This is a genomic window from Mesorhizobium sp. U510 (assembly GCF_059180695.1).
In genome coordinates this window covers 5,034,035-5,060,023 of record NZ_CP180532.1, presented here as the reverse complement: position 1 = coordinate 5,060,023, position 25,989 = coordinate 5,034,035, and the positions used below count along the sequence as shown (strand labels likewise).

The following is a 25,989-nucleotide window of genomic DNA, read 5'->3' as shown; positions in this document are numbered from 1 at the left end:
GGAGCGCATTTGAATGGCCTTTGCCGGCAGCTATCTGGGACAGTTGCGAGAGTTGATCGGGAATCGCCTGGTGCTGATGCCGGGCGCGCGCGTCGTCATCGAGCGCGACGACGGCCGAATCCTGTTGCAGAAACGGACTGATTTCGGCTTGTGGGGCTTGCCTGGCGGTAATGCCGAGGAAGGCGAGGGTCTGGAAGCGGTGGCGGCCAGGGAGGTGGTCGAGGAAACTGGCCTGATCGTCAGGGGCATCGAGCCGTTCGGGTTCGGCTGCGACCCGCAGTATGAAACCTTCCAGTTTCCGAATGGCGACCGCACCCAGTTCTTCGCGCTGATGTTCTATGCGCGCTCCTTTGAAGGCGAGCCGGCCGTCATGGACGACGAGAGTAGTGCCGTTGGCTGGTTCTCTGTCGATAAACTGCCTGAAATGCTGCCCAATATGGTGCGCAGCATCGAAGCCTACCTTCAATTCAGGGCTACCGGAAAATTCCAGATGATCTGAGAGTTCAACCCTGTTCTTGCATCCGCCGAGCAATTGCCCGGTGCAGGTCTGGCGCGGCCGCGACCAGCGCCCTTGCGGCCTCGGATTGCGGATGATCGAGCACTTCGCTCGTCTTGCCGCGCTCGACGATCCTGCCGTCATGCATGACCAGCACCTCGTCCGTGATGGCCCGCGCAACGGTCAGGTCATGGGTGATGAAGAGGTAGGCGATGCCGAGCTTCTGGTTGAGTTCGGCGAACAGGTCGAGAATCTGGGCGCGAATCGAAACGTCGAGCGCCGAGACCGGCTCGTCGGCGACGACCAGCTTGGGGCGGGTGATGATGGCGCGGGCGATCGACAGGCGCTGCCGCTGGCCGCCCGAAAATTCGTGCGGGTATTTGTCCATGTCGCGCTGATCGAGGCCGACCTCGTGCAGTGCGTGCGCCACCATCTCGCGGCGCTCGGCCCGCGTCGGCTTCTTGTCCAGCACATGCAAGGGCTCCGCGACCAGTTTCTCGACCTTCTGGCGCGGATCGAAGGAGCCGTACGGGTCCTGGAAGACAACCTGCATGTCGCGCCGGGCGGGTTTCAACTCGGCCTCGCTCTTGCCGGTGACGGCCTCGCCGCGAAACCGGATCGTGCCCGAACTAGGCTTGTCCAGTGCCAGGATCATGCGGGCGAGCGTTGACTTACCGCAGCCGGAGCGGCCGACCAGTGCCACCGACTGGCCCGGCTGCATCGACAGGGAGACATTGTCGACGGCGCGAATAGAGGCAGCCCGTTTCAACAGGGAGGTGCGCCGCCCGGGATAATCGCGGGTCACGCTTTCGACCTGGAGCAGAGGCTTGCTTTGGCTTGCGTCATGCGTTCTGGCGCGTGCTGGCACATGCATCGAGGCCTGCGCCAGCTGGCGCGTGTAGGGATGGAGCTGTTCGGACAGCGTGCGGGCGGTGTCGCCGGCTTCCATCACCTCGCCGCGGCGTAGGATGGTGATGCGGTCGGCCATCTCGGTCACCACCGCGAGATCGTGCGAGATCAGGAGCAGTCCCATGCGGCTCTCGGCGACGAGGTCGCGCAGGAGGTCGAGGATCTGCGCCTGCAGCACCACGTCGAGCGCCGTTGTCGGCTCGTCGGCGATCAAGAGCTTCGGCTTCAGCGCGCAGGCGATGGCGATGACGACGCGCTGGCGCTGGCCGCCCGACAGTTCGTGCGGGTAGCGCGACATCGGGAATTTTGCTTGCGGCAGGCCAACGCGGTCGAGCATTTTTCGCGCCCGCTCTTCAGCCGCGGCGCGTGTGGCCTTGGTGTGCCAGCGTATGCCTTCGGCGACCTGCTCGCCGATGGTCTTGACGGGGTTGAGCGCCGTCATCGGCTCCTGGAACACCATGCCGATGTCGTCACCGCGCAGCGCGCACATCTGATCCTCGGTTGCTGCGAGGATGTCGATGCCGTCGAATGTCACGCGCCCGGTGGCGCGCGCGGCATGGGGCAAAAGCCGCATCACCGTCAGCGCCGTCATCGATTTGCCGGAGCCGGATTCGCCGACCAGCCCCATCACTTCACCGGGGGCGACGGAAAGCTCCATGTCTTTCAGGATTTGCGTGTCGCCGATGGTGAGCGACAGGTTGTCGATTTCCAGCAGGCTCATCGCTGCCGCCGCGATCTCGGGTCGAGAATGTCGGCGATGCCGTCGCCCAGGAGATTGAGCCCGAGCACGGTGATGACGATCGCCATGCCGGGAAAGATCGCCATCCATGGCGCCACCACCATGCGGGTCTGGGCGTCGAACAGCATGCGGCCCCAACTTGGCATTGGCGGCTGCGCGCCGAGGCCGAGATAGGAAAGCCCGGCTTCGGCGAGGATGCCCAGCGCGAACTGGATGGTGCCTTGCACCAGGAGCAGCGTGGCGATGTTGGGCAGCACATGTTCGATCGATATCTGCGTGCCGCTTTTTCCTGCGGCGCGCGCGGCCAGGATGAATTCGCGCGGCCAGATGGCCAGCGCTCCGGCGCGGGCGACGCGGGCAAAGACCGGGATGTTGAAGATGCCGATGGCGATGATGGCGTTGACGGCGCCCGGCCCGAAGATGGCGGTAATCATGATGGCCGACAGCAGCGCGGGGAAAGCAAAGACGAGGTCGTTGACGCGCATCAGCGCCTCGTCGACGAGGCCGCCGCGCGCGGCCGCAAAAGCGCCGAGCGGCACGCCGACGCCCATGCCGATGCCGACCGCGACCAGCGCCACGGCGATCGAATTGCGGGCGCCGACCATGATCATCGACAGGATGTCGCGGCCGAAGTGGTCGGTGCCGAACCAATGTGCCAGCGAGGGGCCTTGCGTCTTATCGGCTATGACCAGCTTCGTCACATCGTAGGGCGTCCAGACATAGGAGATGACAGCCATCGCCAGGATCAGCACGGTGATGACGAAGCCGGTGACGAAAGCCGTGTTCCGGAACGCCTTGGCCAGAATGCCACTGAGTGTCTCTTCAGGGATGTCGATGTGCAGGGTCATTGCCGGCCTCTCAGGCGGGGATCGACCACCGCATAGGAAAGGTCGACGACGAGGTTGACGGCTATGACGGCGGCGACCAGCAGCATGACGACGCTTTCGACGACGATCAGGTCGCGTTGGGTGATGGCCTGGAACACCAGTCGGCCGAGGCCGGGGAGATAAAAAACATTCTCGATGATGATGGTGCCGGCGAGCAGGAAGGCGAATTGGAGGCCAAGAATGGTCAGGACCGGGATCATGGCGTTGCGCAGCGCGTGCCGCCAGAGAACGGCGCGGTAGGGCAGGCCCTTGGCGCGGGCGGTGCGGATATAGTCCTCGTTCAGCACCTCGATCAGTGCCGAGCGGGTGACGCGCGCCAGGATGGCTGCCTGCGGCAAGGCCAGCGCCACCGCCGGCAGCAGCAGCGATTTCAGCGCCGGCCATATGCCGGCGCTCCAGCCGGGAAAGCCGCCGGCCGGCACCAGCCGCAGCCAGACGGCGAAGACATAGATCAGCATCAGCGCGAACCAGAAATTGGGCACGGCGACGCCAAGCTGGGCCGCGCCCATGGAAATCGTATCGCCGGCCCGGCCGCGCCGGCTGGCGGAAAACAGGCCGACCGGAATGGCGATGGCCGTGGAGAGCGCAAGCGCGATCAGCGCCAGCGGCAGCGACACGGCAAGCCGTTCACGCACGAGATCGATGACCGGCACCGAATAAGTATAGGAGCGGCCGAAATCGAGGCTGAGCAGGCCGCCGACCCAGTGCAGGTAACGCAAGAGGAGAGGCGCATTAAGGCCCATCTGGTTGCGCAAGAGTTCGACCTGGTCGGCGCTGGCGTTCATGCCGAGCATCAGCCGCGCCGGGTCGCCCGGCAGGATTTCCAGCACGGCGAACACCACGATGGAGGCCAGCACCAGCGTGGCAAGCGAGATGGCGAGGCGCTTGAGGAGGTAGGCGGTCATGGACACGGGACGACAGAGGTGTCGTCATCCTGGAGCGAAGCAGGAGCGAAGCTCCGTCGCGTAGACCCCAGGATCCATTCCGTGACAGAGGTCGAAGAGCGCGACGGTCCAGAACCAGCCTCGCGCCTCCCTGTTTCCACTGCCACGTCTCCCAGATTCTGCACCGCGGGGGCGCTCGTAAGTCACGGAATGGATCCTAGGGTCTGCGCAGTCGCTGCGCGCCTGCTTCGCCCTAGGATGACGAAACGAACCTCACTCGCTCCACTTCACCTTGGTCAGGTCGTTGGCGGGGATCGGTGCGCTTTCCCACAACCCTTGCAGCTTGGCGTCCCAGACTCCGACCTTGGGCAGTTCGTAGAGGAAACCGACCACGGCATCGTCGGCCAGGATCTTCTGCGCCTGGGCATACAGTTCCTTGCGTTTGGCCTCGTCGGACGTCAGTTCCAGATCAGCGATCACCTTGTTGAAGGCAGGGTTGGCGTAATTGAAGTAGTAGTCCTTGCGCGAATAGATATCGATGTCATTCGGCTCGGTATGGGACACGATGGTCAGGTCGTAGTCCTTCTTGGTGAACACCTGGTCCAGCCACTGCGCCCACTCGACGGGGATGATCTCGAGGTTGATGCCGACATCGCGGAGCTGCGAGGCGATGATCTCGCCCCCGAGCCGCGCATAGGTCGTCGGCGGCAGCTTCAACGTGGCCTTGAAGCCGTTCTCCAGTCCCGCTTCCTTCAGCAGTTCCTTGGCCTTGGCCACGTCGTGCGGATAGCGGCCGGTGAGGTCGACATAGTATTTGTTGGCCGGCGACATATGCGAGCCGATCGGCAGGCCGAGCCCGGCCGATGCGCCGTCGATGATCGCCTTGCGGTCGAGCGCATAGGAAATCGCCTGCCTGACCTGCAATTTGTCGAAGGGCGGCTTCTTGTTGTTGATCGACAGGATGGTCTCGCCTTCGGTCGCGCCCACCACCACCTTGAAGCGCGGATCATCCTTGACCTGGGAGACGCTGTCGGGATCGAAGAAGGGGAAGGCCTGGATGTCGCCGGAAAGCAGGGCCGGCACTGCCGCCGCGGCATCGGGAACGATGCGGAACTCGACCTTTTCGAGGAAGACAGGGGCGCCCCAGTAGTGATCCGATTTGAGCAGGGTGATCGATGAACCCTTGGCCCAGTTGCCGAACTTGAAGGGGCCGGTGCCAACAGGTTTTTCCTTGTTGGTGTCGGCGGATTTCGGCGACACGATCACCGCGTCGCCCCAGCCCATATTGTAGAGGAACGAGCCTTGCGGGTGGGTCAGCGTCACCTTCACGGTGGCGGGGTCGACCACGTCGACCTTGTCGATGGCGGCAAAGAGCTGCTTTTGCGCGTTGACGGAGTTTTCCGCGCGGGCACGGTCGAGCGAGAACTTCACGTCTTCGGCGCTGAAATCGGCGCCGTCGTGGAATTTCACGCCGCTGTGCAGCTTGAAGGTATAAACCTTGCCGTCATCGGAAATGGTCCAGCTTTCGGCGAGATCCGGCAAGACTTCGCCATTGGGGCCGATCCGGGTCAGGCCCTCGAACACGTTGGCGTAGGTGACCTCCCTGATTGCCGCGGCCGCTCCCGCCGTCGGGTCGAGATGCGGGGGTTCAAGCGGAATGCCGATGACGAGATCGGTTCGGGCGGCAAACGCCGAAGTGGCGGTTGCGACCGCCAGCACGGCAGCGGCCAGAAGGGTCTTCCAAAGTTTCATCGCTGAACTCCCCATGTGCTCAAATGCTCAAGCCCGGGGATAGAAGCGTGATTTCGCGCGGGAGTAAATTGCGTTTCGTGCTGTCGCGCCGCGCCAGGAGAAATGTTTTTGCGCCGCGGGCCGGTCATCCGGTCTTGCCGCGCAGCAGCACGTTGAGGCCGATCGCCATCACCTTGGCCGATTCCACCATGTCCTCTATGCCGACCCACTCGTCCGGCCGGTGGGCGAGATCGAGAATGCCGGGTCCATAGGCGATGCAGTCGTAGATATGGCCGATGCGGGCAATGTGCTTCTGGTCGTAGGTGCCGGGCGAAATGACGTAGTCGGGCTCGCGGTCGAAGATCGCATGAATGCCTTGCGCCACCGCCTTGACCACCGGCGCGTCGCGCTCGGTCATCAGCGGCAGCACTTCCATCAGGTCGCGGATCTCATAGTCGAACTTTTTGCGCTCGCGCTTCAGCCGCTCGAGAATACCGGTCACTTCGCCTTTGACCGTGGCGAGGTCTTCCTCGAGCAGGAAGCGGCGGTCGATGGTCAGCCGGCAGGAATCGGGCACGTTGGGCGAGGGCAGGCCAGGCCGGAAATCCTCGGTCTGGCCGCCATGGATGGAATTGATGTTCATGGTCGAGCGCCTGGCGCCTTCGGGCACCACCGGCATGCGCGTCATCTTGCGGTCGAGCGCCGGGAACAGTTCGTCCTCGAAAGCTTGCAGCACAGCGCCCATATGGCGCACCGCATTGTCGCCGAGAAACGGCATCGAGCCATGCGCGATCTCGCCCTTGGTCTCGATCTCGGCCCACCAGACGCCGCGATGGCCAAGGCAGATGCGGTCCTTGTTCAGCGGCTCGGGGATGATGACGTGGTCGACCCTGGGTTTGGAGAAATAGCCGAGCCTGGCCAGATGCGCGACACCGCCAAAGCCGCCGGACTCCTCGTCGACCGTGCCGGATACCTCGATGGCGCCGGGAAAGTCGGGATAGACCTCCATGAAGGCTTCGGCGGCGATGATCGACGCGGCCAGGCCGCCCTTCATGTCGCAGGCGCCGCGTCCATAGACCCTGCCGTCCCTGACGACGCCGGCAAAGGGATCGACTGTCCAGCCATCGCCGGCCTCCACGACGTCGATATGCGAGTTGAAGTGGACGCAGGCGCCGGGTGACCGGCCATCGAAGCGGGCCACGACATTGACGCGTGGGTAGCGATCGGTGTCGCCGGGCGTGCCTTCGGCGCGGATGAATTCGGTTTCAAAACCACGCTTCTTCAGCCGCGTGCCGATAAATTCCGCACATGGCCGGTAGGCTTCGCCGGGCGGATTGATGGTCGGAAACCGGATCAGGTCAGCGGTCAGCGCGACGACATCGTCGCGCCTGTCGTCGATTGCTTGAAGGAGTCGCTCGTTCATCAGGAGAGTTGAGCAACGAACGACGTTGCATTGCAAGCCCGCCGGCAATCAAGCCGGTGCGGCGTGTCGTGGTGGCAACTATCGCGGGAAATCGTTCAAATTCGCTGCTTTGGATTGGCAAATTGATCAAGGAGTGTGTGCTATCCGTTCACCGCCATTAAAAAGGTGAAAAACAACGTGATGGCAAGACGGCAAGGGGCAATCAAAGGGGTTTGATCGCATGAAGAAGTTCTTTCTCGTAGCAGCGGCGATGTTGGCAACCGCGCTGTTTAGTACGCCGTCCGCAAGTTACGCGGCGATGTTGGAAGCAAATATCGACGTGTCGTCACAGACGATGACGGTGCGGTATGGGTCGGAGGTTTATCGCTGGGTCGTATCGACTGCCCGTCCGGGCTATTTCACGCCGCGTGGCACCTATCGGCCGCAGCGGACCGCACGCATGTGGTATTCGCGCAAATACGAGATGTCGCCGATGCCTTATTCGGTGTTCTTCCATGGCGGCTATGCCATCCATGGGACAGGCGCCGTCAGGCAACTCGGCCGTCCGGCCTCGCATGGCTGCGTGCGGCTGCACACGGCCAATGCCGCGACCTTCTATTCCATGGTGCGGGAAGTGGGCTTCGGCAACACGCGCATCGTCGTGACGAACTAACCGCACGCCCAAATCTCGTTGCCGGGCGGAGCCCGGCGCGAGACTTTTTACTGACAGCATCAACAATCGGCCAAGGTTTACCCTGTTCCGAGAAGGACGGCTATTGCCGAGGGATAAGGGGTGTGCTTTCCATGCCAATGTCTGGCTGAGGACAATCGGCAGTATCGGGCGGTTTGAATTATTAGGGGTAGCTTAAATATTGCCGGCTGATCAATCGGTTCGCCGGGAAAGCTGCCATTGCGTGCCGTTTGCTGGAATTGACAGATGCATCCCCAGTCACAGATGGACGATCGTCTTCCCAGCCGGCCCGCCGGGGCGCTCATTCTTGGCGGGGCGCACGGGACGCTGGCGCTGGCCAGAAGCTTCGGCGCTCAAAAAGTGCCTGTCTGGCTGGTGAGCAACGACACGCCGTTGCCCAGCTTTTCGCGATATGCCCAGCGGACAATGACGTGGCCCGGCCCCGACGACGGTGGTGCCGTCGCCTTCCTGCTCGATCTGGCCAAGGTTCATGGGCTGGGCGGTTTTCTGCTGATCGCCGGCGGCGATCCAGAAGTTCGCTTCGTATCGCAGTCGATCGACCAGTTGTCCGCCTCGTTCGACGTTGTGCTGCCGCCTTGGCAGCAATTGAAATGGGTCTGCGAAAAGCCGCTGCTGTATCGCCGGGCGGGCGAACTGGGGCTTGCCGTTCCGCTGACCTATGAGATCAATTCGCTCGATCGGGCAGAGGCAGCCGAACTTCGCTTTCCCGTGATCCTGAAGCCGAACATGGGCGGGCGCAGCCGTTTTGCGCGTGCCAAGGCCGTTCTCGCCAATGACAAAGCAGCGTTTTTGACAGCCTATATCTGGGCTGCCGACGAGATCGGCAGCGAGAACGTCGTCATTCAGGAAATGATACCGGGCGGAGGCGAGGGCCAGTTCTCTTACGCAGCGCTCTGGACGAGGGCGCGCCGGTGGCGGAATTCACCGCCCGCCGCACGCGGCAATATCCGGTCGATTTCGGCTACACCAGCACCTTCGTGGAGGTAGTCGACGAACCGCAATTGATCGACGCCGCGCGCCGGCTGCTTGGATCGATCGCGCATCACGGACTGGTGGAGGTCGAATTCAAGCGCGATGCGCGCGATGGCTCGATGAAGGTGCTCGACGTCAATCCACGGCCGTGGACATGGTTTGGGCTGGGCGCCGCCGCCGGCGTCGACCTCGGCGCCATGCTTTGGGCGATCAAATCGGGCCAGACGGTAAAGACAGCTTCAGCGCGGCCCGCCACGTCGTGGATGTATCTGGTTCGGGATATTGTGGCGGCCGGCAAGCTGATCTCGAGCGGCCGGTTGGCAAAACGCGCCTATTTCAGCTCATTCACAGAAGTACGAGCATGGGCGACATTCCAGGAGAATGACCCGATGCCGGGCCTGATCGACGTGCCGTTGACTGGCTGGAGAGTGCTGACGCGACGGATACTTTCCGCAATCTTAACCGGGAAATGTTTAGGACGGCGGCGTGACGGAGTGAGTTCCACGGCTGCAGAACCAGACAGGCGAGACCGCTGACATGACCGTTTTTACGCCCAGGACGGACTGCGAGGTGGCCGTGATCGGTGCCGGTCCTTTTGGACTGGCCGTCGCTTCCGCCCTCAAGGGAGCAGGTGTCGATACGCTCACGCTTGGCGGCGCGATGTCCTTCTGGCGCGACCATATGCCGAGAGGCATGAGGCTGCGCTCGCCCTGGCACGCGACCTATATCGGCCACACCAAAGGTCCGCTCTCGCTCGATTCCTATGCAAAGGTCCTCGGAATCTCGCCCCGCGAACCGCTGCTGCTCGAAAACTTCGTCGACTATGGATTGTGGATCCAGGCCCAGACGGTTCCGGATCTGGATACCCGCAGAGTAAGTCGCGTCGAAACGACGACCGGAGGATTTCGTCTGGCGCTAGCCGAGGGCACTGCCGTCAAGGCGCGCCGCGTCGTCGTTGCCACCGGCCTGATGAACCAGCAACTGATCCCCGCTGTCTTCAACGGCATCCCACGACAACTGGTCAGCCATGCCAGTGAGCATACTGGCTATGAAGCCTTCCGCGGCAAGCGCGTTGCCGTCATCGGGCGTGGGCAAAGCGCCTGCGAATCCGCCGTGCTGCTCAAACGCAGTGGCGCTGAGGTCGAACTCATCTGCCATGGCGACATTCATTGGCTGGGCTATCGGGCGCTGTCGGGAAAGCAGAGCTGGAGCTTGCGCGACTTCCTGTCGGAGCGGCTCGCATCGCCGTCCAGGGTCGGCCCGTTCCCGATTTCCTGGCTGGTCGAAGTCCCAGGCTTTGTGCACCGGTTCCCGGAGCCAGCCCGGGCAGGGCTCAACAGGCGCAGCCTCGGCGCCGGCGCGACGGGCTGGCTGAAGCCGGACTTCGATGGGATAGAGATCAGGGCCGGCAGCAGGATCATCGGTGCATCCGCCAAGGACAATGGCATCGAACTGCGGTTCGAGAAGGATGCCGCCAGCTTCGATCACGTCCTGCTCGGCACGGGTTACCGGATCGATATTGCCAAGCTCGGTCTGTTCGCGCCCGCCATGCTTGCCGCGATTGCCCGCCGGGACGGGTTGCCGCTGCTTTCCGCGGGGTTCGAATCCAGCATCCCAGGCCTGCATTTCGTCGGCGGGAGCGCGGTCGGCAGTTTCGGCCCGCTGATGCGGTTCACCGCCGGCACGCCGTTTGCCGCGCGCACCGTCGCGCGGTTCATTCAGAAAACCAAAGACAGACGTTACGCGGCGGCCTGAACCTGGAAGACCGCATAGTCGATGGTGCGGACCGCATCGAGGAAGCTGGGCATGGCCGGCACGGACAATTCCTGGAAATTACCGGTTTCGCGGATGGTGGGCCGTGCCCAGTCGATCGCGCGATGGCTCGAGCTGCCATAGACGATGAAGCAATCTCGTGGGTGGCGTTCGAGCGATGACACGAGATTCTTCAGGACGATATCGAAGACGTCCTTCGAGAAGGGATTGTAGAAATAGACCACCAGGGGCACTTCCGGAAAATCGTAGGCCGCCGCATCCGCCTCGACGACGCTGAGCGCCCGGCATTTCTGCGTCGGGTCGCTTAAGCGCTCGATGTTACTGCGGGCGATCTCCACCAGTTCGCGTGCGAACTCCACGCCGATGATCTCGGCGAACGGATATCGCGAGGCCAGCAGCAGGGTTCGCGACTTTCCGGAGCCGATGTCGATGAACGTATGGTTGTGGAGATCGCGGGGCAGCGACTTCATGATGAAGTCGAAGGTTCTGGGCGATGTGCAGACGGCTTCATTGCCCATGGCGCGGTGCGGGCCGACGACACTGAGGGCGCCGAGCTGGATCGAGCCGGCCGTATCGACGCCGTGCCGGCGATCCCATTTCCGGGCGAGACGGTCGGCGAGCATATGCCTGATGTTGCGCTGGACAAAGCCAAGACTTGTGCCGAGCCCATGCCGGCGGATGAGCCTTATCGGCTCCAGCAGGCCATGCCGACGGAAATGGGACCACGCCCGGCCAAGACGGCCGAAGGAGCGATCCTCGAGGCCATCCCGATCCAGGCGCGGCATTTCGATATTCGTCATGCCACGGGTTCCATCCCAGTCGATGAACATCTCCTGGGGTATGTGCGCCCTGGTCGTTTAAGATTCCCTGACCAGTAACGTTACGAATGTCTGGATCGCAGGCCCATGAGTGCCGGAAATGGAAGCGGCAAACACTGCTGCGGAAGAGATCAACTGTTCGCGGCCGGGGCCTTTGCCTGCGGCTGCTTTTTACGCCGCGAGTTGCTGATCTCCCACCTTTTGTGGAACCACATCCATTGGCCGGGATCCTCGCGCACCCAGCGCTCGACCACGTCGTTCAGCATCTGGGTGGTGGCGTGGACGTCGACGCTGCCATCGGCGGTGCGCGGCAAGACCAGTTTGTCCTCGATCTCGAGGCGGAAGCGGTTGCCGGGCAATCTGATGCAACGCGCCGGGTAGACGTCGCAGTCATAGTGACGGGCAAGCGTGCCCAGCACACGGTTGCTCTGGCAGGGGCGGCCGAAGAATGTCGTGTCCAGGCCGTTGGAGAATTTCTGGTCGACGAGGACGCCGATATTGCCGCCGTTTTCCAGCACTCCGGCCAATGCGAACGAGGCGCCGGCCATCGACGGCAGCAGCGCCCCCATGGTCGAGCGCCGCGTCGAAAGGATGTAGTCGGCAAGGTAGGGGTTGTTCGGCGGACGAAACAGCGCCGTGATGTTCATGCCGAAGGTCGCCGCCGCCACCGGCAGCAGCTCGAAATTGCCGAGATGGCCGGTGAAGACGATGTGCGGCTGCTTCTCCGCGGCGATCTCGACGAAGTGCACTATTCCCTTGACCTCGACGCGGCCGGGCTTGCTGGCGGCCGGGTCATAGTCGAACAGGGCGTCGAGGAAGATGTATTCGGCGGCAAGGCGGGCCATGTTGCCCCACATATCGGAGGCGATGGCCTGGATTTCGTCCTCGCTCTTTTCCGGATAGGCCTTGCGCAGATTGTCGATGGCGACCTGGTGGCGTCCGACCCTGGGACCAATGAAGCGCGCGACGCGGTCGGCGAAATTCAGCGCGCTGTCGACCGGCAGCAGGCGCAGCACCGAAATGATGATCATCGCCGCGCGGGCAACCAGCCAGTAGTTCAGCTGGCGCAGCTGCCTGCCATAGCGAAACCTGAGATCGCGGCGAAACTTCTTGAGCACCGAAGTCAAGGCCTCAGGCGACGCGCAGGATGATCTTGCCGAAAACGTCGCGGCCTTCCATGCGCTTCAGCGCGGCGTCGATATCGTCGAAGCCGACTTCGGTGTCGATGACCGGCGCGACCTGTCCCGCCGCCATTTTCTGCATGGCGTTGGCCATGTTCTCCATGCGGCAGCCGAAGGAGCCGAGCAGCTTCAATTGCTGCTGGAAGAGCTGCATCAGGTTGATTTGCGTCGACACGCCTGATGTCGAGCCGCAGGTCACCAGGCGGCCGCCGCGCTTCAGGCACAGCATCGAGCCGGCAAAGGTGTCGGCGCCGACATGTTCGAAGACGACATCGACGCCCTTCTTCTTGGTCAGCTTGCGCACGACGCCCTCGAAGCGGTCTTCGCGGTAGTTGATGACGTGGTCGGCGCCGAGCGCCTTGGCCTTGTCGATCTTGTCGTTGGAACCGACCGTGGTGATGATGGTGCAGCCCATCCGCTTCGCCAGCTGGATGGCCGCCGAACCAATGCCGGAGCCGCCGGCATGGACGAGGATGGTTTCGCCGGGCTGCAGTCTCGCATTGTCGAACAGCATGTGCTCGACCGTGCCGAAGGTGACGGGGGCCACCGCGGCGCCGATGTCGCTCACGCCGGGCGGAGCGGGGACCAGCAGGCGCGCCGGCAGGTTGATCTTCTCCTGGGCAAAACCGTCGAGATGGAAGCCGTGGACGCCGGAAACATGTTCACAGAGATTGTCGCGGCCTTCGCGGCAGGCGCGGCAAAGGCCGCAGGTGCGCGCGCCGTAGATCGACACCAATTGTCCGGGCAGCAGGCTGGACACGCCGGGACCGACCGCCTCGACCTCGCCGGAGGCTTCGGCGCCGACGACCAGCGGCAGCTTGCGCTTGGCGAAGGCCATGCCGCGCCAGCCCCAGACGTCGATATGGTTCAGCGCCACCGCCTTGATGCGCAGCGTGACTTCGCCGAGTGCGGGTGGCGGGGGAGGCGGCAGGTCCACCGTCTCAAGACGGCGGTCCTCTATAAGTTGCAGTGCGCGCATAAGGCCTGTCGGTTCTGTTCGAGCGGAAGTGGCTCGCTTAGACCGGTTCCCGCGCCATGACAAGGCAAGTGTTCTGGCCGCCGAAGCCGAAGGAGTTCGACAGAACGCTGCGAACCTCGGCATTGCGCTTCTTGTTCGGCACCACGTCGAGCACGATCGCCGGGTCGGGATTGTCGTAGTTGATGGTCGGCGGAATGACGCTTTCGCGCATCGTCATCAGCGAGAACGCCGCCTCGACGGCGCCCGCCGCGGACAGCGTGTGGCCGATCATCGACTTGTTCGACGAGACCGGCATCGAGCCGATGCGCTCGCCGAACACGGTCGACAGCGACAGATGCTCCATCTTGTCGTTTTCCGGCGTCGAGGTGCCATGGGCGTTGACGTAGTCGATCTCGTCCTTGCTCAGGCCGGCATCCGCAAGGGCGGCGCGAACCGCCGCGATTGCCGGCGAACCGTCGGGCTTGGAGCGGGTGCGGTGGAAATCATCGGCCTTTTCGCCGCAGCCGCGCAGAATGCCAAGAACGGTGGCGCCACGGGCAAGGGCTGCCTCCAGTGATTCCAGCACCAGCGCGCCCGAACCTTCGGCGAGGACAAAACCATCGCGGTCCTTGGAGAACGGTTTTGACGCCTTTTCCGGGATGTCGTTGTGGGTCGACAGCGCCGACAGCAGCGAGAAGCGGATCAGCGCCTCGGCGGTCGCCGAGCCGTCGGCGCCGATCGACAGCGCCCGGTCACATTCGCCGCGGCGGATCGCCTCGACGCCGAGCTGGATGGCGGTGGCGCCCGAGGCGCAGGCGGTCGACAGCGTGATCGGTAGGCCGCGCGTGCCGAACCGGTCGGCGAGCCGGTCGGCGATCGAGCCGAACTGGGTGGTCTCGAAGATGTCGAGTTCCTTCAATCCGCGCGCCACCCGCAGCAGCCTTTCGGCGCCGGCGTCCTGTTTGTCGGAATTGTAGAGCGAGAAGCGTTCGTGCCAGTCGAGCTCGACGGGCGGCGAGGCGAGGAAGAGGGGACCGCCGAAATCACTGGAATCGAGGCCGGATTCGGCCACGGCTTCATGCGCGGCGGTTTCGGCCAGCTCGTAGGTGAGGGGGCTGGCGCCCTTCGCGCTTGAGTCCAGGAAGTCGACCATACCAGAAATGCGGGTGTTGAGGTGGTCGACCGGAAAGCGGGTGATCGGGTGGATGCCCGACTTGCCCGAGGTCAGCGCCGCCCAATTGTCAGCCTTGCCGACGCCAAGCGAAGTCACCACGCCGATGCCGGTGACGGCGACGATGGGTCTGCCCATGTGATCTCTGAAATTGGTCATCGGGAAGCCCTCGAGCGGTTCATCTCTGCAACATGGCTGGCGCCGACTTACGCCGACTTGACCAGCGCCATGCCCTCGAATTGGTGATAGCCGATCGCCGTTGCAAGGACGCTTGCGGGAATGCCTTCGAACGGCTTCTCGGCTGCGGCGTCAAAGACGGGGTAGGCGGCCTTGCGGTCGACGGCGAGTGCGGCAAGCGCCACGGCGAACGGAAACTGCGCTTCCTTCATGTGCCCGGTCAGCGTCGAGAAGCCGCGTGCGGCAATTGTCCCGTCGGCATCGAGCGCTGTTTTCTCGGCTGATGTTGCCGCATGCGCGCCCGAGGCACCCGAAAGCGCCAGCAGCTTGCCGTTCGGCAGCGCCGCCCGGCTCAGCAAGCCGGCGATTTCGGCGTCAAGTTCTCCACGCGACCGCCTGGCCCGGCCGGAGACGACCGGTCCGAGCTCGGCATAGATTTTGCGCCCACGGCTTTCCGCGTGTTCACGCTGTTCCAGCACCAGGAAGGCGCCGCCGGAGCCGGAGACCACGCCGCCACCCTCGGCACCCTGCCTTTGCCAGACAGGCTTCCAGGGGCCGCGATGCAGATAGCCGGCAAGCTCGTAGCCGAGCAGCATGTCGGAATGTTCGGTCTGGAACGCGCCGCCGACCAGGACATGTGTGGACTGGCCCGAGCGGATGCGGGCAGCGGCCGTCTCGACGGCGGAAACACCTGCGCCTTCCTCGCCCATGAAGGTGCGCGAGGAGCCCGTCACCTTATGGACGATGGAGATGTTGCCGGCGAGCAGGTTGGAAAGCTGCGCCAGGAACAAGGTCGGCCGCAATTCGGTGGTCAGCTTCTCGTTGAGCAACACGTCGCGGTCGTTGCGGCTTTCCGAAGCGGCAAGGATGGCGGCATCGACCGCCTCGTCGCGCTCGCCGCCACCGGCGGCCACCACCATGTCCATGGTCGCGCAGAGCTCGTCATTGCCCTTGATACCGGCGTCATCGAGCGCAAGGCCGGCGGCATAGGTGCCGAGCCGTTGCCATGTCTCCATCTGCCGCTGGTCGCCGCGCTTGGCGATCTGCAGGTTCCAGTCGATCTCCGGCAGCGGATGAACGGTATAGGGCGCGAAGCGCGCGGCTTCGAGCACCGGCTGCAGGCCCGGTTGCGCGAGCTTCTGCCAGTGGGCGTCAGGGCCTTCTCCCAGCGAGGAGACAAGGCCGATACCAGTGATGACGACGTCGCGGGGGCTACTCATGGGCGGCTTTGTGGGTCAGGCGGCAAAGCGCGTCAAGGTTGCGCGCTCAACTGATGTCAGGCGGTCTTGGCGGCGACCAGCGCGTCGATCTTGGCGCACAGGTTCTTCATGACGAAGTAGTCGTCGGTCGAAGCCTTGCCGTCATTGACTTCCTGGGTCCACTTTTCCAACGGCACCTTGATGCCGAATTCCTTGTCGATGGCAAAGACGATGTCGAGGAAATCGAGGCTGTCGATGCCGAGATCGTCGATCGTGTGGCTCTCGGGCGTGATGGTGTCGATATCGATCTCGCTGGTGTCGGCAATGATCTTGGCGACTTTGTCGAACGTGGTGGACAAGGGCTTTTCCTTCTTTGCGGGCGGAATCTGTCCGCATCCTGTTTGGGCGCTGTCTAATCGGTTTTTCCCGGCAGGAAAAGGCCTGATAGTCCGGGCGCAGATGGGAAGCGTGCCCAAGAAACGCAAGAAGGGCCGCCGGTCAACCCGGCGGCCCTTCCCATTACGTCAGGTTAGTCTCGGTTTCGATGCATGTCGTTTTCCCAAAACCGGGAACCACTTTTGGGCGACATGCATCAGCTGTCACGGAGCTTGACCAGGTCGTTCAGCAGCCCGCCCGTTCCGTTGTGGACGGTCAGCCGCTCGACCTTGCCGGCGATGGTTTCCAGAGCCTCGAGCTCCTTCAGTCGCAGCATCACCGGGTTCTCCGCCATCACCCTGGCCGTGTTGAGCAGGGAACGCGTGGCGTTCGTCTCCTCGCGGCGGCGGATGATGTTGGCCTCGGCCTGCTTTTCGGCCGAAACCACCTGGTTGAGGATCTCGCGCATCTCGCCCGGCAGGATCACATCCTTGAGCGCGATATCGCTGACCTCGACGCCGATCTCGGCCATGTCGGCACGGACCTTGGCCGCGGCTTCCTCGTCGACCGTCACCTTCTTTTCAAGGATCTGGTCGAGCGTCAGCGCGCCCAGCGTCTTGCGGAAGGCGTATTGCAGGGCGCGATAAAGGGCTTCGGAGAAGTCCTTCACGGCGCTCACCGCCTTGACCGGGTCGACGACCCGGTATTCGGCGGCGATGTTGACGCGGATCGTCACGCGATCCTTGGTCAGCACTTCCTGCCCGGCGACATCGAGCGACTGGCGCTTGAGGTCGACGACCTTCACCTGCACCATGCGTCCGACGTTCCAGAAGCCATGCGCGCCCGCGGCAAGCGTCCGCACCAGGACACCGTCGACGAACAGCAGCCCCGCCTGGCCATCGACGACCGGATGGACCGACATCAACTCCGCCTTCCGGGCCTGGCCGAGCCGGCGCATGACCGCCGGATCGATGGCGAGATCGGCCGACGCGTCGATCACGGCCACCGTCCACGGCCCGGCATCCGTCCACAGCACCAGCTTGCGGTCCGGCGCCAGCACGGCATGCAGATTGCCGTCACGCTCGATGATGGCGACATCCGTGCGCCCGGTGCGAACGACGGTGAAATGACGCGCGGCCACATCCGGTAGCTTGTCGAACAACGCCTTCTCGTATGCCGAAACGAATTCCGGGTTCTTCAGATCGTGCCTTGACACTTCCAGGCTCCCGCGCCGGTTGGCGAGCCAGTGCTCGCCCGGCATCAGGACGGCCTTGATCTCACCCTTGTGGAGGGTGAGGGCACGTTCGTTTTCCCTTACGAGGACGCGCTCGCGTCCAAGAACCTTGTCGAGAACAGTCATTGTCTTACTCCTGTCGGGCATGGCCCCATGCGAGGCGTCAACTCATGCGTCGATCTTCCCTTCGTTTCTCGTTTCACATCGTCTTCCGGGACGAATGATCCGGGGACCGGTGGCATCGATCCGTGGCGGGCCCTCGGGAGCGGATCGCGGGGCAGCGAAGCGGGCGCCGGAGGCCGAAGCCTCCCTTGCCGGCGACGATGCGCCTTGACCATCACCGCGGACCTGGCCGCGAGCCGATGGCGTCGGACCTTTCGAAACGGCCTTGGCCCGAAGGCTTCGGCCGTCCGTCAGGTCTTCAGCATTCCGGTCCCCGGACCGTTTTCTGGATAACACCACCCAAAGGTGTCGGCTTATCAGGCCGTTGGAGAAGGAATCGAACCTTCGACAGTCAGATTAACAATCTGATGCTCTAACCAAACTGAGCTATCCGTGGTGCAGACAGCAGGATTCGAACCTGCGACCTCCGGATCCAAATCCGGCGCTCTCCCTGACTGAGCTACATCCGCGATCCCAATCCCCAAAGCGGCGCCGTATACAGGGCGGCAATGCCGCCTGCACGGGCGGAGACGAAAGCTCCAACCGTTGTGCTCACTTCGGTTCTCGTGACCGGGAGCGCGGCTATAGAGCCTGCGACGGGTTGTCGCAAGCGGCATTGTCGCGGCCAATTCGTGGCTTCGTTCAGCAGTGGTATTTCGGCAACACTCGCATCCAACGTTGGAGGCGCGGATCGGTTCGTTAGAAGGTGACGCGGCCGAGCACGCGCAGACCGCCGCCTTGCGGCTCGACCACCACGGCTTCGCCTTCGCGCGGGGAAACACCGGTCAGCGCCACGATGTCTTCCAGATGGGTGACCATGACCAGATTGTCGGAGCCGGAATAGGCGCGGATTTCCTTCATGATGGCGGCGATCTGTGCTGCCTTCTGCGCATCGTCGCCCTTCAGGAGATCGAGCGGGGCGAAAAATTCCGGTTCGGCCTCGAAGGCGATACGCGCGGTGTCGAGGCAGCGGCAGTAGCGGCTGGACAGCACGCGTTCGATCGGCGCGGCGCGGGCGGCAAACAAGGCGCCGATCTTGCTCGCCTGCTGCTTGCCGCGCGCCGACAGATTGATCTGGGTGGCGCAGCTGTCGATGTCGAAATTGGCGGGGTCGGAGGTGCCGGTGACCATGGCATGGCGCAGCAGCACGACATGGCCGCCATCGCGCAGCAGCGCCCAGCCGGCATCCGTGGCATGGGCCGCGACGGGAACGACGAACAGCAACAGGGCCAGGGCAAATCGGATCATCGCAGTCCTTCAGGAGCCCGTCATCGGGTTCCGGTCATTCGCATATAGGGATCGGAACCCCGGCACAAAGACAAGCGGGCGTTGCAGACGTCCCAGCCTCACTTTTTGGCGATCTGCTTCTTCACCAGATCGATCTTCTGGTCGGTAAGCGGGATGGGGACGGTGTAGCCGGCTTCGGTAAAGCCCTGCTTGGCATTCTCGAAGAACGCGATAGCCCTGAGATACTCGGCCTTGCCGCCGCCATAGCTGGCGCGGTTCCAGTGGATGTCGCCGAGATTGTTCTGCTCGAAGGCCCACTGCAGGGGCTGGCTTTCCCTGGTGAAGACCTTCAGCGTTGCCGTGAAAGCCGCCTCGGCCTCGTCGAGATATTTTCCGGTCCGTTCGATATTGCCGAGATTGAGCAGGCTCATGCCGATGCCGTTCTGGGCGTTGGCCCAGTCGACGGGTGCGGTCTCGATGGTCAGCACTTCGAGTGCTGCCCGCCGCGCGGCGATCGAATCCCGCAGGATTTTGGGATCGGCATTGCTCATGCTGAGCCAGTGCAGCGTCGAGCCGAGGCCGGCCTGGGCCAGCGCCCATTGCCGCGGGTTTGTCTCGCGCTTGTACTCGCGCAACGCATTGCTGTAGGCGTCGACTGCCTCCCTGTAGTGCTCGGGCTTGTCCGTCACGCCGCCAAGCAATTGCAGCGTGTTGCCGAGATTGTAGTAGCTCATGGCCCAATCCTGCGGGAATTTCCGCCTGACATAGACCTGCCGCGCCGCCTGGAATGCTGCCACCGACTGTTCGAGCCTGGCCGCGTCGCGGGTCCGCTGGCCAAGCGTCTGGTAGATCGAGCCGAGATTGTTCTGCGCCGACGCCCAGTCCATCGGGAAGCGCTGCCGGGTAAACACCGTCAACGCATCGTCATAGGCCGCGGCGGCATCTTCGAGCGTGTCGGTGCCCATGTCGAAGCGGGCGACGCCGCTCAGCGCGTTGCCGAGGTTGAGCCGGCTGGTCGCCCAGGAGACCGGGAAGGTCTCACGGGTTCGCACCTTCAGCGCGGCGCGGAAGGCATCGGCCGCCTCGTTGATCTTGGCCTTGTCGTTGAGCTGGATGCCAAGCGTCACCAGCGTGTTGCCGAGATTGTTCTCGACCATCGCCCATTCCACGGGGGCTTTCTCGCGCGTGTACTCTTCAAGCGCCAGCCGGTAGGCGGCTTCGGCGTCCTTCAGATGCTCGCCGGCGGGTTCGCGCTGGGAGAGCGCATAGAGCGCGAGGCCGAGATTGTTCTGCGAAGCGGCCCAGTCGAGCGGCAGCTTGTCGCGCGGGCGCTTTTCCAACGTGGCGCGCATCGCCGCCACTGCCTCATTGAGCCGCTTCGGGTCGCTCTCGCGTTCGCCGATCTTCAAGAGGACATTGGCGAGGTTGTTTTGCGCCGCCGCCCAGTTGGGGTCGTCCTTCTCGCGCTCGAAGACGACGAGCGAATCGCGGAAGATCTGCGCGGCTTCTTCCAAATGCGCGGTCTCGGTCTCGCGCTCGCCGATGGTCTGCAGCACCACCGCCATGTTGTTGCGGGTGATGGCCCAATCCTTGTTCTGCTCGCCATTGGGAATGAAGTTCAGGATAACGTGATAGGCTTCGATCGCGTGCTGCAGTGCATCGAGATCGCCGGTGGCGGAACCGTGGGCGTTGAGTGCCTCGGCTTCCTGATTCTTGTAGTTCCAGCGCAGCTTGTCGTCCCATTTCTCGACCAGCGAGAAGGCCTTGGCATAGTCGTTGGCGGCGGATTTGTAGTCGAAGACCAGCGCTGCGGCGTCGGCGCGCTTGGCATAGATGGCGGCGTCGGCGATGCGCTTCTGCCTGACCAGTTCCTCGGCCTCGTCGACCGCACCGCTGTTCTGCTCGACCCTGCCGACCGCATCGTCGAGGAATTTGCGCGCCGTCACCATCGCTCCCTGGCCGATGGCCTTGTCGGCCGAGGCAACCAGCCGCTTGATCTCGGGATCGTCGGTGCGCAGTGCCGCGCGCTCGGACATCATCTTCTTCAGGCGCTCGGCCTGGGCGTCGAGCACGTTCTGCAGGTCGGTCGGATCCTCGGGGATCTTGTCCGTGCCCAGCGCCCTCAGCACGCCATAGAGCGCGTCGAGCGGCACGCCGTCCTGCAGCGAGGCCAGTTCCACCTGCGCCCGCTTCGGGTCGGGCAGGTCGGAGATGGTCAAGAGCAGCTGCCGCCTTTCGCCGGTGATCAGCCCGTCGTCACCGGTCGGCTCCGGCGGCGCGATGCCGAAATAAAGCAGCCGGCGCAGGCTTTCGTTGACCCAGGGGCGCTGCTTGGCCTTGGTGTCGAGATAGACTTCCTCGGTCACCATGCGCATGACGGAGCCGAACTCCGTGCCTTTCATCGCCGCGAGGTGGCGCAGCAGGGCGGCGGCATAGGGGCTGTTTTCGCCGGCCGCTCCGTCCAGCGCCGGGCGACCCGGTTCGGCGGCAAAGCCGACCACCGTGCCCAGGCTCGCATCCTGCGCCGACGCATTGGCAAGCGCCTTGGCGCCGCGCACCGGTTCCAGCCCGCCAGCGCCGATCGGCTCGGCGGAAGCGGTCGGCGCCCGGCGCACCAAAGCGTCCGCCGGAAACGGATTGGTGCGGCAGGCATCGAGCAGCATGATCGTCACCGGCACGGTCTTTTTCAACTCGTCCATGACGGCGGAAATCGGGACCAGCGCGTTATCGGCATCCTTCAGCGACGAGATGTCGGCATCGACCGGAACCAGATAATTCTCGCCGCCGGCCTCGATGCCGTGGCCGGAGTAATAGATGAGGGCGACGTCGGCTCCCTCGGCATCCTCGACGAAACGTTCGAGGTCGCGCTTCAGCTTGGCGGCATCGCGATCGGTGACGTTGCGGGCGTCGAAGCCGAGGTCGGTCAGCATCTTGGCCATGTCGCGGGCGTCATTGGCCGGGTTGGGCAGGGCGGCGATGTGCAGGTAATTCGACTGGCCGATGATCAGCGCCACGCCCTTGAGGCTTTTCGTCTCGGCCAATGCAAACGCCGTCGCGGCAAGACAAAATAGCGCGGCGACGAAAGCCGTCAGCCACACACGCGCAAGAAGGTTGCGTCCTGAGGTTTCGACAAAGGTCATTTGTCGTTCGTGCCCGCCCTGATACTCCAAACCCTCTATAACGCTGCCAGCCTACCATGATCAAATTCGGGCGCGATTGCGCCGCGCGCGTGGCTCGCCTATCCCTGAAAAATGTCTCCGCTTACAGAAACCGTGCTTTTCGTCTTCAGCCTGGTCGCGCTCGGCTATCTCGCCGGGTTGACCGGCTATCTCAGACCGGCGAGCGGCGAGGGGATATCGGATTTCGCGGTCTCGGTGGCGATGCCGCTGCTTCTGTTCCAGACCATGGTGAAGGCCGATTTCCACGGCGTCGCGCCGTGGCCGTTGTGGGGCGCTTATTTCACGGCGGCGGCCATCACCTGGGCCGCCGGCCATCTCGTCACCACGCGGATATTCGGGCGCGACGCGCGCGCCGGTGTCGTCGGCGGCGTGTCGTCGGCCTATTCCAATGTCGTGCTGCTGGGCGCTCCGTTCATCCTTGGCATATTCGGCCCGAGCGGCTTCGAAGTGCTGTCGCTGCTGGTCTCGGTGCACCTGCCGGTCATGATGATGGCCTCGATCGTGCTGTTCGAGATGTTCGGCCGGGGCGGTGGCGAACATGTGCATCCGCAGCGGGTGCTGCGCAGCTTCTTGCGGCGGATGTTCATCAATCCGCTGATCATCGGTATCCTGCTCGGCCTGGCATGGCGGCTGAGCGGCGTGCCGCTGCCCAGCCTCGTCATGCGGCTGGTCGATGCGCTGGCCAACACGGCAGGGCCGGTGGCGCTGTTTGCCATGGGGCTCAGCCTGCGCCGCTTCGGCATCTCCGGCAATGTCCGGCCGGCGCTGGCGCTTTCGGCGCTGAAATTGTTCCTGATGCCGGCGCTGGTTCTCGCCTTCGTCTGGCTGCTCGGCCTGCCGCCCCTGACCGCCAAGGTGGCGGTCGTGGTGGCGGCGCTGCCGTCGGGCATCAACTCCTATCTCATCGCGGTACAGTCCAACACGGGCCAGGCGCTGGCATCGAACCAGATGACCATCGCCACCGCCTCTGCCGCCGTCACCACGGCTTTCTGGCTGACGATTGTCCTGCATGTCTTCGGCTAGACCATGCGCAAATCGAGGCGAGGCGGCAAAGCTTGCTCTCGTCCCGGGCTGGCCCAACCCCTATATGCCATCTTGCGATTGCTTGCGGGCCTTGCCCTAGGTAAAGAGCAGTGGCTCCGGCGTGCCGGCTTCAATTCATGGCGCACGCTCACCGAAGATTTCACAGACCGGCCCGTTAGTGCGCCGAACGGAGGATAGACCATGCTTCAGAAAACCAGCCATTTCATGCGGCAGGCCAATCTCATCAACGGCGAATGGGTGCAGGCCGACAGCGGCCAGACGGTCGACGTCAACAACCCCGCCACCGGCCTCAAGATCGGCACCGTGCCGAAGTCGGGCAAGGCCGAGACCCGCCGCGCCATCGAGGCCGCGGACGCCGCCTTCAAGACCTGGCGCAAGACGACCGCGCTCGAGCGTTCGAAGCTCTTGCGCAAGCTGCACGATGCGATGATGGACAATCAGGACGTGCTCGCCGAGCTCTTGACCATCGAGCAGGGCAAGTCACTGTTCGAATCGAAGGGCGAGATCGGTTCGGCCGCGGCCTACATTCTGTGGTTCGCCGAGGAAGGCCGCCGCACCTATGGCGACGTCGTGCCCTCGCCATGGGCGGACCGCCGCATCCTGGTGACCAAGGAACCGGTCGGCGTCATCGCCGCCATCACGCCGTGGAATTTCCCGTCCTCGATGCTGGCCCGCAAGCTCGGTCCCGCGCTCGCCGCCGGCTGCACCGCCGTGGTGAAGCCCGCCTCGCAGACACCTTACTCGGGCCTCGCCTGGGGCGCGCTTGCCGAGGAAGTCGGCTTCCCCAAGGGCGTCGTCAACATCCTGACCGGTTCGGCCAGCGAGATCGGCGACGAGATCTGCGCCAATCCGCTGGTGTCGAAGATCACTTTCACCGGGTCGACCGAAGTCGGCAAGCTTCTCATCCAGAAGTCGTCGGTCACCGTGAAGAAGGTGTCGATGGAGCTTGGCGGCAACGCGCCGTTCATCGTCTTCGACGACGCCGATATCGACCGTGCCGTCGCCGGCGCCATCACCGCCAAGTACCGCAATTCGGGCCAGACCTGCGTCTGCACCAACCGCTTCCTCGTCCAGGCCGGCGTCTATGACAGGTTCGTCGAGAAGCTGGCTGCGGCCAGCAACGGGCTGAAGGTCGGTTCCGGCCTCGAGGAAGGCGTGCAGCAGGGACCGCTGATCGACGAGAAGGCGGTCGAGAAGGTGGAAGAGCTGATCGCCGACGCCACTGCCAAGGGCGGCAAGATCGTCGCCGGCGGCAAGCGTCATGCGCTCGGCGGTTCGTTCTTCCAGCCGACGGTGATCGCCAATGCGACGCCCAAGATGCGCTTCATGAAGGAAGAGATCTTTGGCCCGGTCGCCCCGGTGTTCAAGTTCGAGACCGAAGCGGAAGCCATCGCGCTCGCCAACGACACCGAATTCGGCCTTGCCTGCTATTTCTACACCGGCGATCTCGGCCGCGCCTTCCGCGTCATGGAGGGGCTGAAATACGGCATGGTCGGTGTCAATGAAGGCCTGATCACCACGCCGGAGGCGCCGTTCGGCGGCGTCAAGGAATCGGGCCTCGGCAAAGAAGGCGGACATCAGGGCATCGAGGATTACCTCGATACCAAATATGTCTGTATCGGCGGCCTCGGCCTCTGATACCTTATCCCCGAGGTCGACGGGCCTAGCCCGCCGACCTCGGGTTGAGAAAACCTGCCGAAATCCTTTGGATCAACTGACGTTTGCGGGCATGGCAATGAAGGACGGCGAGGTTTTCGGCACGACGCAGGCAGGCGAGCCGGTGCGCCGCTTCACCATCAGGGGCGGTGGCCTCACCGCCAACATCATCGGGCTCGGCGCCATCATCCAGGATTTGCGCCTGACCGGCCATGATGCGCCGCTGGTGCTCGGCTACGACACGCTGGAAGCCTACGAGGCCGACAACGCCTTCTTCGGCGCGGTGGTCGGCCGCTATGCCAACCGCATCCGCGACGGCCGCTTCACCATTAACGGCACCCGCTACCAGACCGAGCAAAATTTCCTCGGCAAGCATACGCTGCATGGCGGCTCGCAGGGCTATTCGCACCGGCCGTGGGCGGTTTCGCTGCATGGCAGGGACTTCGTTACGCTGACGCTGCACGATCCCGACGGCGCGATGGGCTTTCCCGGCGCCCTCGACGTCACCTGCACCTACCGGCTGAAAATCCCCGGCACGCTGAGCGTCGAGCTGACGGCGACCTGCGAGGAGCCGACGCCGTGCAATCTCACCCAACATTCCTATTTCAACCTGGATGATGGCGGCGCCGGCGACATTCTCGACCACAGGATGATGCTGAACGCCGGCGCCTATCTGCCGGTCGACAGCGACATGATCCCGACCGGCGTGGTCAAGCCGGTTGACGGTACGCCCTTCGATTTCCGCCAGGCGCGGCCGCTGCGCATGGAAACCGAGGGCGAGCAACTGCCTTACGACCAGAACTTCTGCCTCGCCGCGGCGCGCGGGCCGCTGCGGCAAGCGGCATGGACGCAAGGGGCGAGTTCCGGCGTCGAGATGGAGGTCTGGACCACGGAGCCTGGCGTTCAGCTCTATACCGGCCAGTATGTGACGCCGCGCAAGGGGCTCGAAGGCCGCGACTACAAGGCTTTTTCCGCCTTCTGCCTGGAACCGCAAATATGGCCGGATGCGCCGAACCGGCCGTATTTCCCGCAGGCGACGCTATGGCCGGGCGCGATCTATCACCATGTGACGGAATATCGTTTCCGCCTTCCATAGGTCTCCA

General features: G+C 63.7%; 22 protein-coding genes and 2 tRNA genes. 8 read left to right on the top strand and 16 right to left on the bottom strand.

Translation table 11 applies throughout. The features are described 5' to 3' along the window. Nucleotides 1-13: 13 nt before the first annotated feature. Complete coding sequence (locus ACLGL5_RS26335; RefSeq protein ID WP_494372798.1) at nt 14-499, top strand: NUDIX domain-containing protein; 486 nt, start codon at nt 14-16, stop codon at nt 497-499. Between the two features lie 4 nt (nt 500-503). Here the strand turns inward: ACLGL5_RS26335 and ACLGL5_RS26330 are convergent, their stop codons facing one another. From ACLGL5_RS26330 to ACLGL5_RS26310, 5 genes are all read right to left on the bottom strand, one after another. Continuing rightward, nucleotides 504-2,126, bottom strand: a complete 1,623-nt coding sequence (locus tag ACLGL5_RS26330; protein ID WP_069092360.1) for an ABC transporter ATP-binding protein — start codon at nt 2,124-2,126, stop codon at nt 504-506. Continuing rightward, nucleotides 2,123-2,992 carry an ABC transporter permease gene (locus ACLGL5_RS26325; protein ID WP_019858657.1) on the bottom strand — a complete coding sequence of 290 codons (870 nt, stop codon included), beginning with the start codon at nt 2,990-2,992 and terminating at the stop codon, nt 2,123-2,125. Before ACLGL5_RS26325 ends, ACLGL5_RS26330 begins: the two co-directional genes overlap by 4 nt. After that, nucleotides 2,989-3,936 (bottom strand): ABC transporter permease, encoded by a 948-nt coding sequence (locus tag ACLGL5_RS26320; protein ID WP_069092359.1) that lies wholly within the window; start codon nt 3,934-3,936, stop codon nt 2,989-2,991. The genes ACLGL5_RS26325 and ACLGL5_RS26320 overlap by 4 nt, the downstream gene beginning before the upstream one ends. A 252-nt stretch (nt 3,937-4,188) precedes the next feature. Continuing rightward, entirely contained in the window at nt 4,189-5,667 is a 1,479-nt protein-coding gene (locus ACLGL5_RS26315) for an ABC transporter substrate-binding protein (RefSeq protein ID WP_027046939.1), read from the bottom strand. Nucleotides 5,668-5,791: 124 nt separating this feature from the next. Then, on the bottom strand, nt 5,792-7,069 hold the full coding sequence (locus tag ACLGL5_RS26310) for an acetylornithine deacetylase/succinyl-diaminopimelate desuccinylase family protein (protein ID WP_069092358.1): 1,278 nt from the start codon (nt 7,067-7,069) through the stop codon (nt 5,792-5,794). A 220-nt stretch (nt 7,070-7,289) separates the two neighbouring features. Between ACLGL5_RS26310 and ACLGL5_RS26305 the strand changes: the two genes are divergently transcribed. The 4 genes from ACLGL5_RS26305 to ACLGL5_RS26290 all read left to right on the top strand — a co-directional run bounded on the left by ACLGL5_RS26305 (nt 7,290) and on the right by ACLGL5_RS26290 (nt 10,487). Beyond that, complete coding sequence (locus tag ACLGL5_RS26305) at nt 7,290-7,721, top strand: L,D-transpeptidase (RefSeq protein WP_069092357.1); 432 nt, start codon at nt 7,290-7,292, stop codon at nt 7,719-7,721. Between the two features lie 282 nt (nt 7,722-8,003). Beyond that, nucleotides 8,004-8,747 carry a hypothetical protein gene (locus ACLGL5_RS26300; RefSeq protein WP_245307167.1) on the top strand — a complete coding sequence of 248 codons (744 nt, stop codon included), beginning with the start codon at nt 8,004-8,006 and terminating at the stop codon, nt 8,745-8,747. Further along, nucleotides 8,672-9,268 carry an ATP-grasp domain-containing protein gene (locus ACLGL5_RS26295; protein WP_245307165.1) on the top strand — a complete coding sequence of 199 codons (597 nt, stop codon included), beginning with the start codon at nt 8,672-8,674 and terminating at the stop codon, nt 9,266-9,268. The genes ACLGL5_RS26300 and ACLGL5_RS26295 overlap by 76 nt, the downstream gene beginning before the upstream one ends. 1 nt (nt 9,269) lies before the next feature. Continuing rightward, on the top strand, nt 9,270-10,487 hold the full coding sequence (locus ACLGL5_RS26290) for an NAD(P)-binding domain-containing protein (protein WP_069092356.1): 1,218 nt from the start codon (nt 9,270-9,272) through the stop codon (nt 10,485-10,487). Here the strand turns inward: ACLGL5_RS26290 and ACLGL5_RS26285 are convergent. From ACLGL5_RS26285 to ACLGL5_RS26235, 11 genes are all read right to left on the bottom strand, one after another. Then, entirely contained in the window at nt 10,472-11,305 is an 834-nt protein-coding gene (locus ACLGL5_RS26285) for a class I SAM-dependent methyltransferase (protein ID WP_069093440.1), read from the bottom strand. The two genes, ACLGL5_RS26290 and ACLGL5_RS26285, sit on opposite strands and share 16 nt — an antisense overlap. 149 nt (nt 11,306-11,454) lie before the next feature. Beyond that, a complete protein-coding gene (locus ACLGL5_RS26280) occupies nt 11,455-12,441 on the bottom strand; it encodes a lipid A biosynthesis lauroyl acyltransferase (protein ID WP_069093439.1) in 987 nt (328 codons plus the stop codon). Between the two features lie 13 nt (nt 12,442-12,454). Beyond that, nucleotides 12,455-13,483, bottom strand: a complete 1,029-nt coding sequence (locus ACLGL5_RS26275; RefSeq protein WP_019858646.1) for a zinc-binding dehydrogenase — start codon at nt 13,481-13,483, stop codon at nt 12,455-12,457. Between the two features lie 37 nt (nt 13,484-13,520). Next, a complete protein-coding gene (locus ACLGL5_RS26270; RefSeq protein ID WP_038647343.1) occupies nt 13,521-14,792 on the bottom strand; it encodes a beta-ketoacyl-ACP synthase in 1,272 nt (423 codons plus the stop codon). A gap of 47 nt (nt 14,793-14,839) precedes the next feature. Beyond that, complete coding sequence (locus ACLGL5_RS26265; protein WP_069092355.1) at nt 14,840-16,030, bottom strand: beta-ketoacyl-ACP synthase; 1,191 nt, start codon at nt 16,028-16,030, stop codon at nt 14,840-14,842. Between the two features lie 56 nt (nt 16,031-16,086). Next, nucleotides 16,087-16,368: an acyl carrier protein gene (locus ACLGL5_RS26260; protein WP_010909964.1), complete on the bottom strand. Its 282-nt coding sequence runs from the start codon at nt 16,366-16,368 to the stop codon at nt 16,087-16,089. 233 nt (nt 16,369-16,601) lie between these two features. After that, nucleotides 16,602-17,744, bottom strand: a complete 1,143-nt coding sequence (locus ACLGL5_RS26255; RefSeq protein WP_019858643.1) for a slipin family protein — start codon at nt 17,742-17,744, stop codon at nt 16,602-16,604. 361 nt (nt 17,745-18,105) lie between these two features. Further along, a tRNA-Asn gene (locus ACLGL5_RS26250) sits at nt 18,106-18,173 on the bottom strand. A gap of 1 nt (nt 18,174) precedes the next feature. Beyond that, nucleotides 18,175-18,250: transfer RNA gene (locus ACLGL5_RS26245), tRNA-OTHER, on the bottom strand. Between the two features lie 229 nt (nt 18,251-18,479). Then, nucleotides 18,480-19,028, bottom strand: coding sequence for a histidine phosphatase family protein (locus tag ACLGL5_RS26240; protein WP_069092354.1), 549 nt, complete (start codon nt 19,026-19,028; stop codon nt 18,480-18,482). A 98-nt stretch (nt 19,029-19,126) separates the two neighbouring features. Further along, entirely contained in the window at nt 19,127-22,147 is a 3,021-nt protein-coding gene (locus ACLGL5_RS26235; RefSeq protein ID WP_019858641.1) for a caspase family protein, read from the bottom strand. 111 nt (nt 22,148-22,258) lie between these two features. Between ACLGL5_RS26235 and ACLGL5_RS26230 the strand changes: the two genes are divergently transcribed. From ACLGL5_RS26230 to ACLGL5_RS26220, 3 genes are all read left to right on the top strand, one after another. Continuing rightward, nucleotides 22,259-23,209, top strand: a complete 951-nt coding sequence (locus tag ACLGL5_RS26230) for an AEC family transporter (protein ID WP_069092353.1) — start codon at nt 22,259-22,261, stop codon at nt 23,207-23,209. Nucleotides 23,210-23,410: 201 nt separating this feature from the next. After that, on the top strand, nt 23,411-24,868 hold the full coding sequence (locus tag ACLGL5_RS26225) for an NAD-dependent succinate-semialdehyde dehydrogenase (protein WP_038647332.1): 1,458 nt from the start codon (nt 23,411-23,413) through the stop codon (nt 24,866-24,868). A 91-nt stretch (nt 24,869-24,959) separates the two neighbouring features. Then, nucleotides 24,960-25,982, top strand: a complete 1,023-nt coding sequence (locus ACLGL5_RS26220) for an aldose epimerase family protein (RefSeq protein WP_019858637.1) — start codon at nt 24,960-24,962, stop codon at nt 25,980-25,982. The last annotated feature ends 7 nt before the right edge of the window (nt 25,983-25,989 follow it).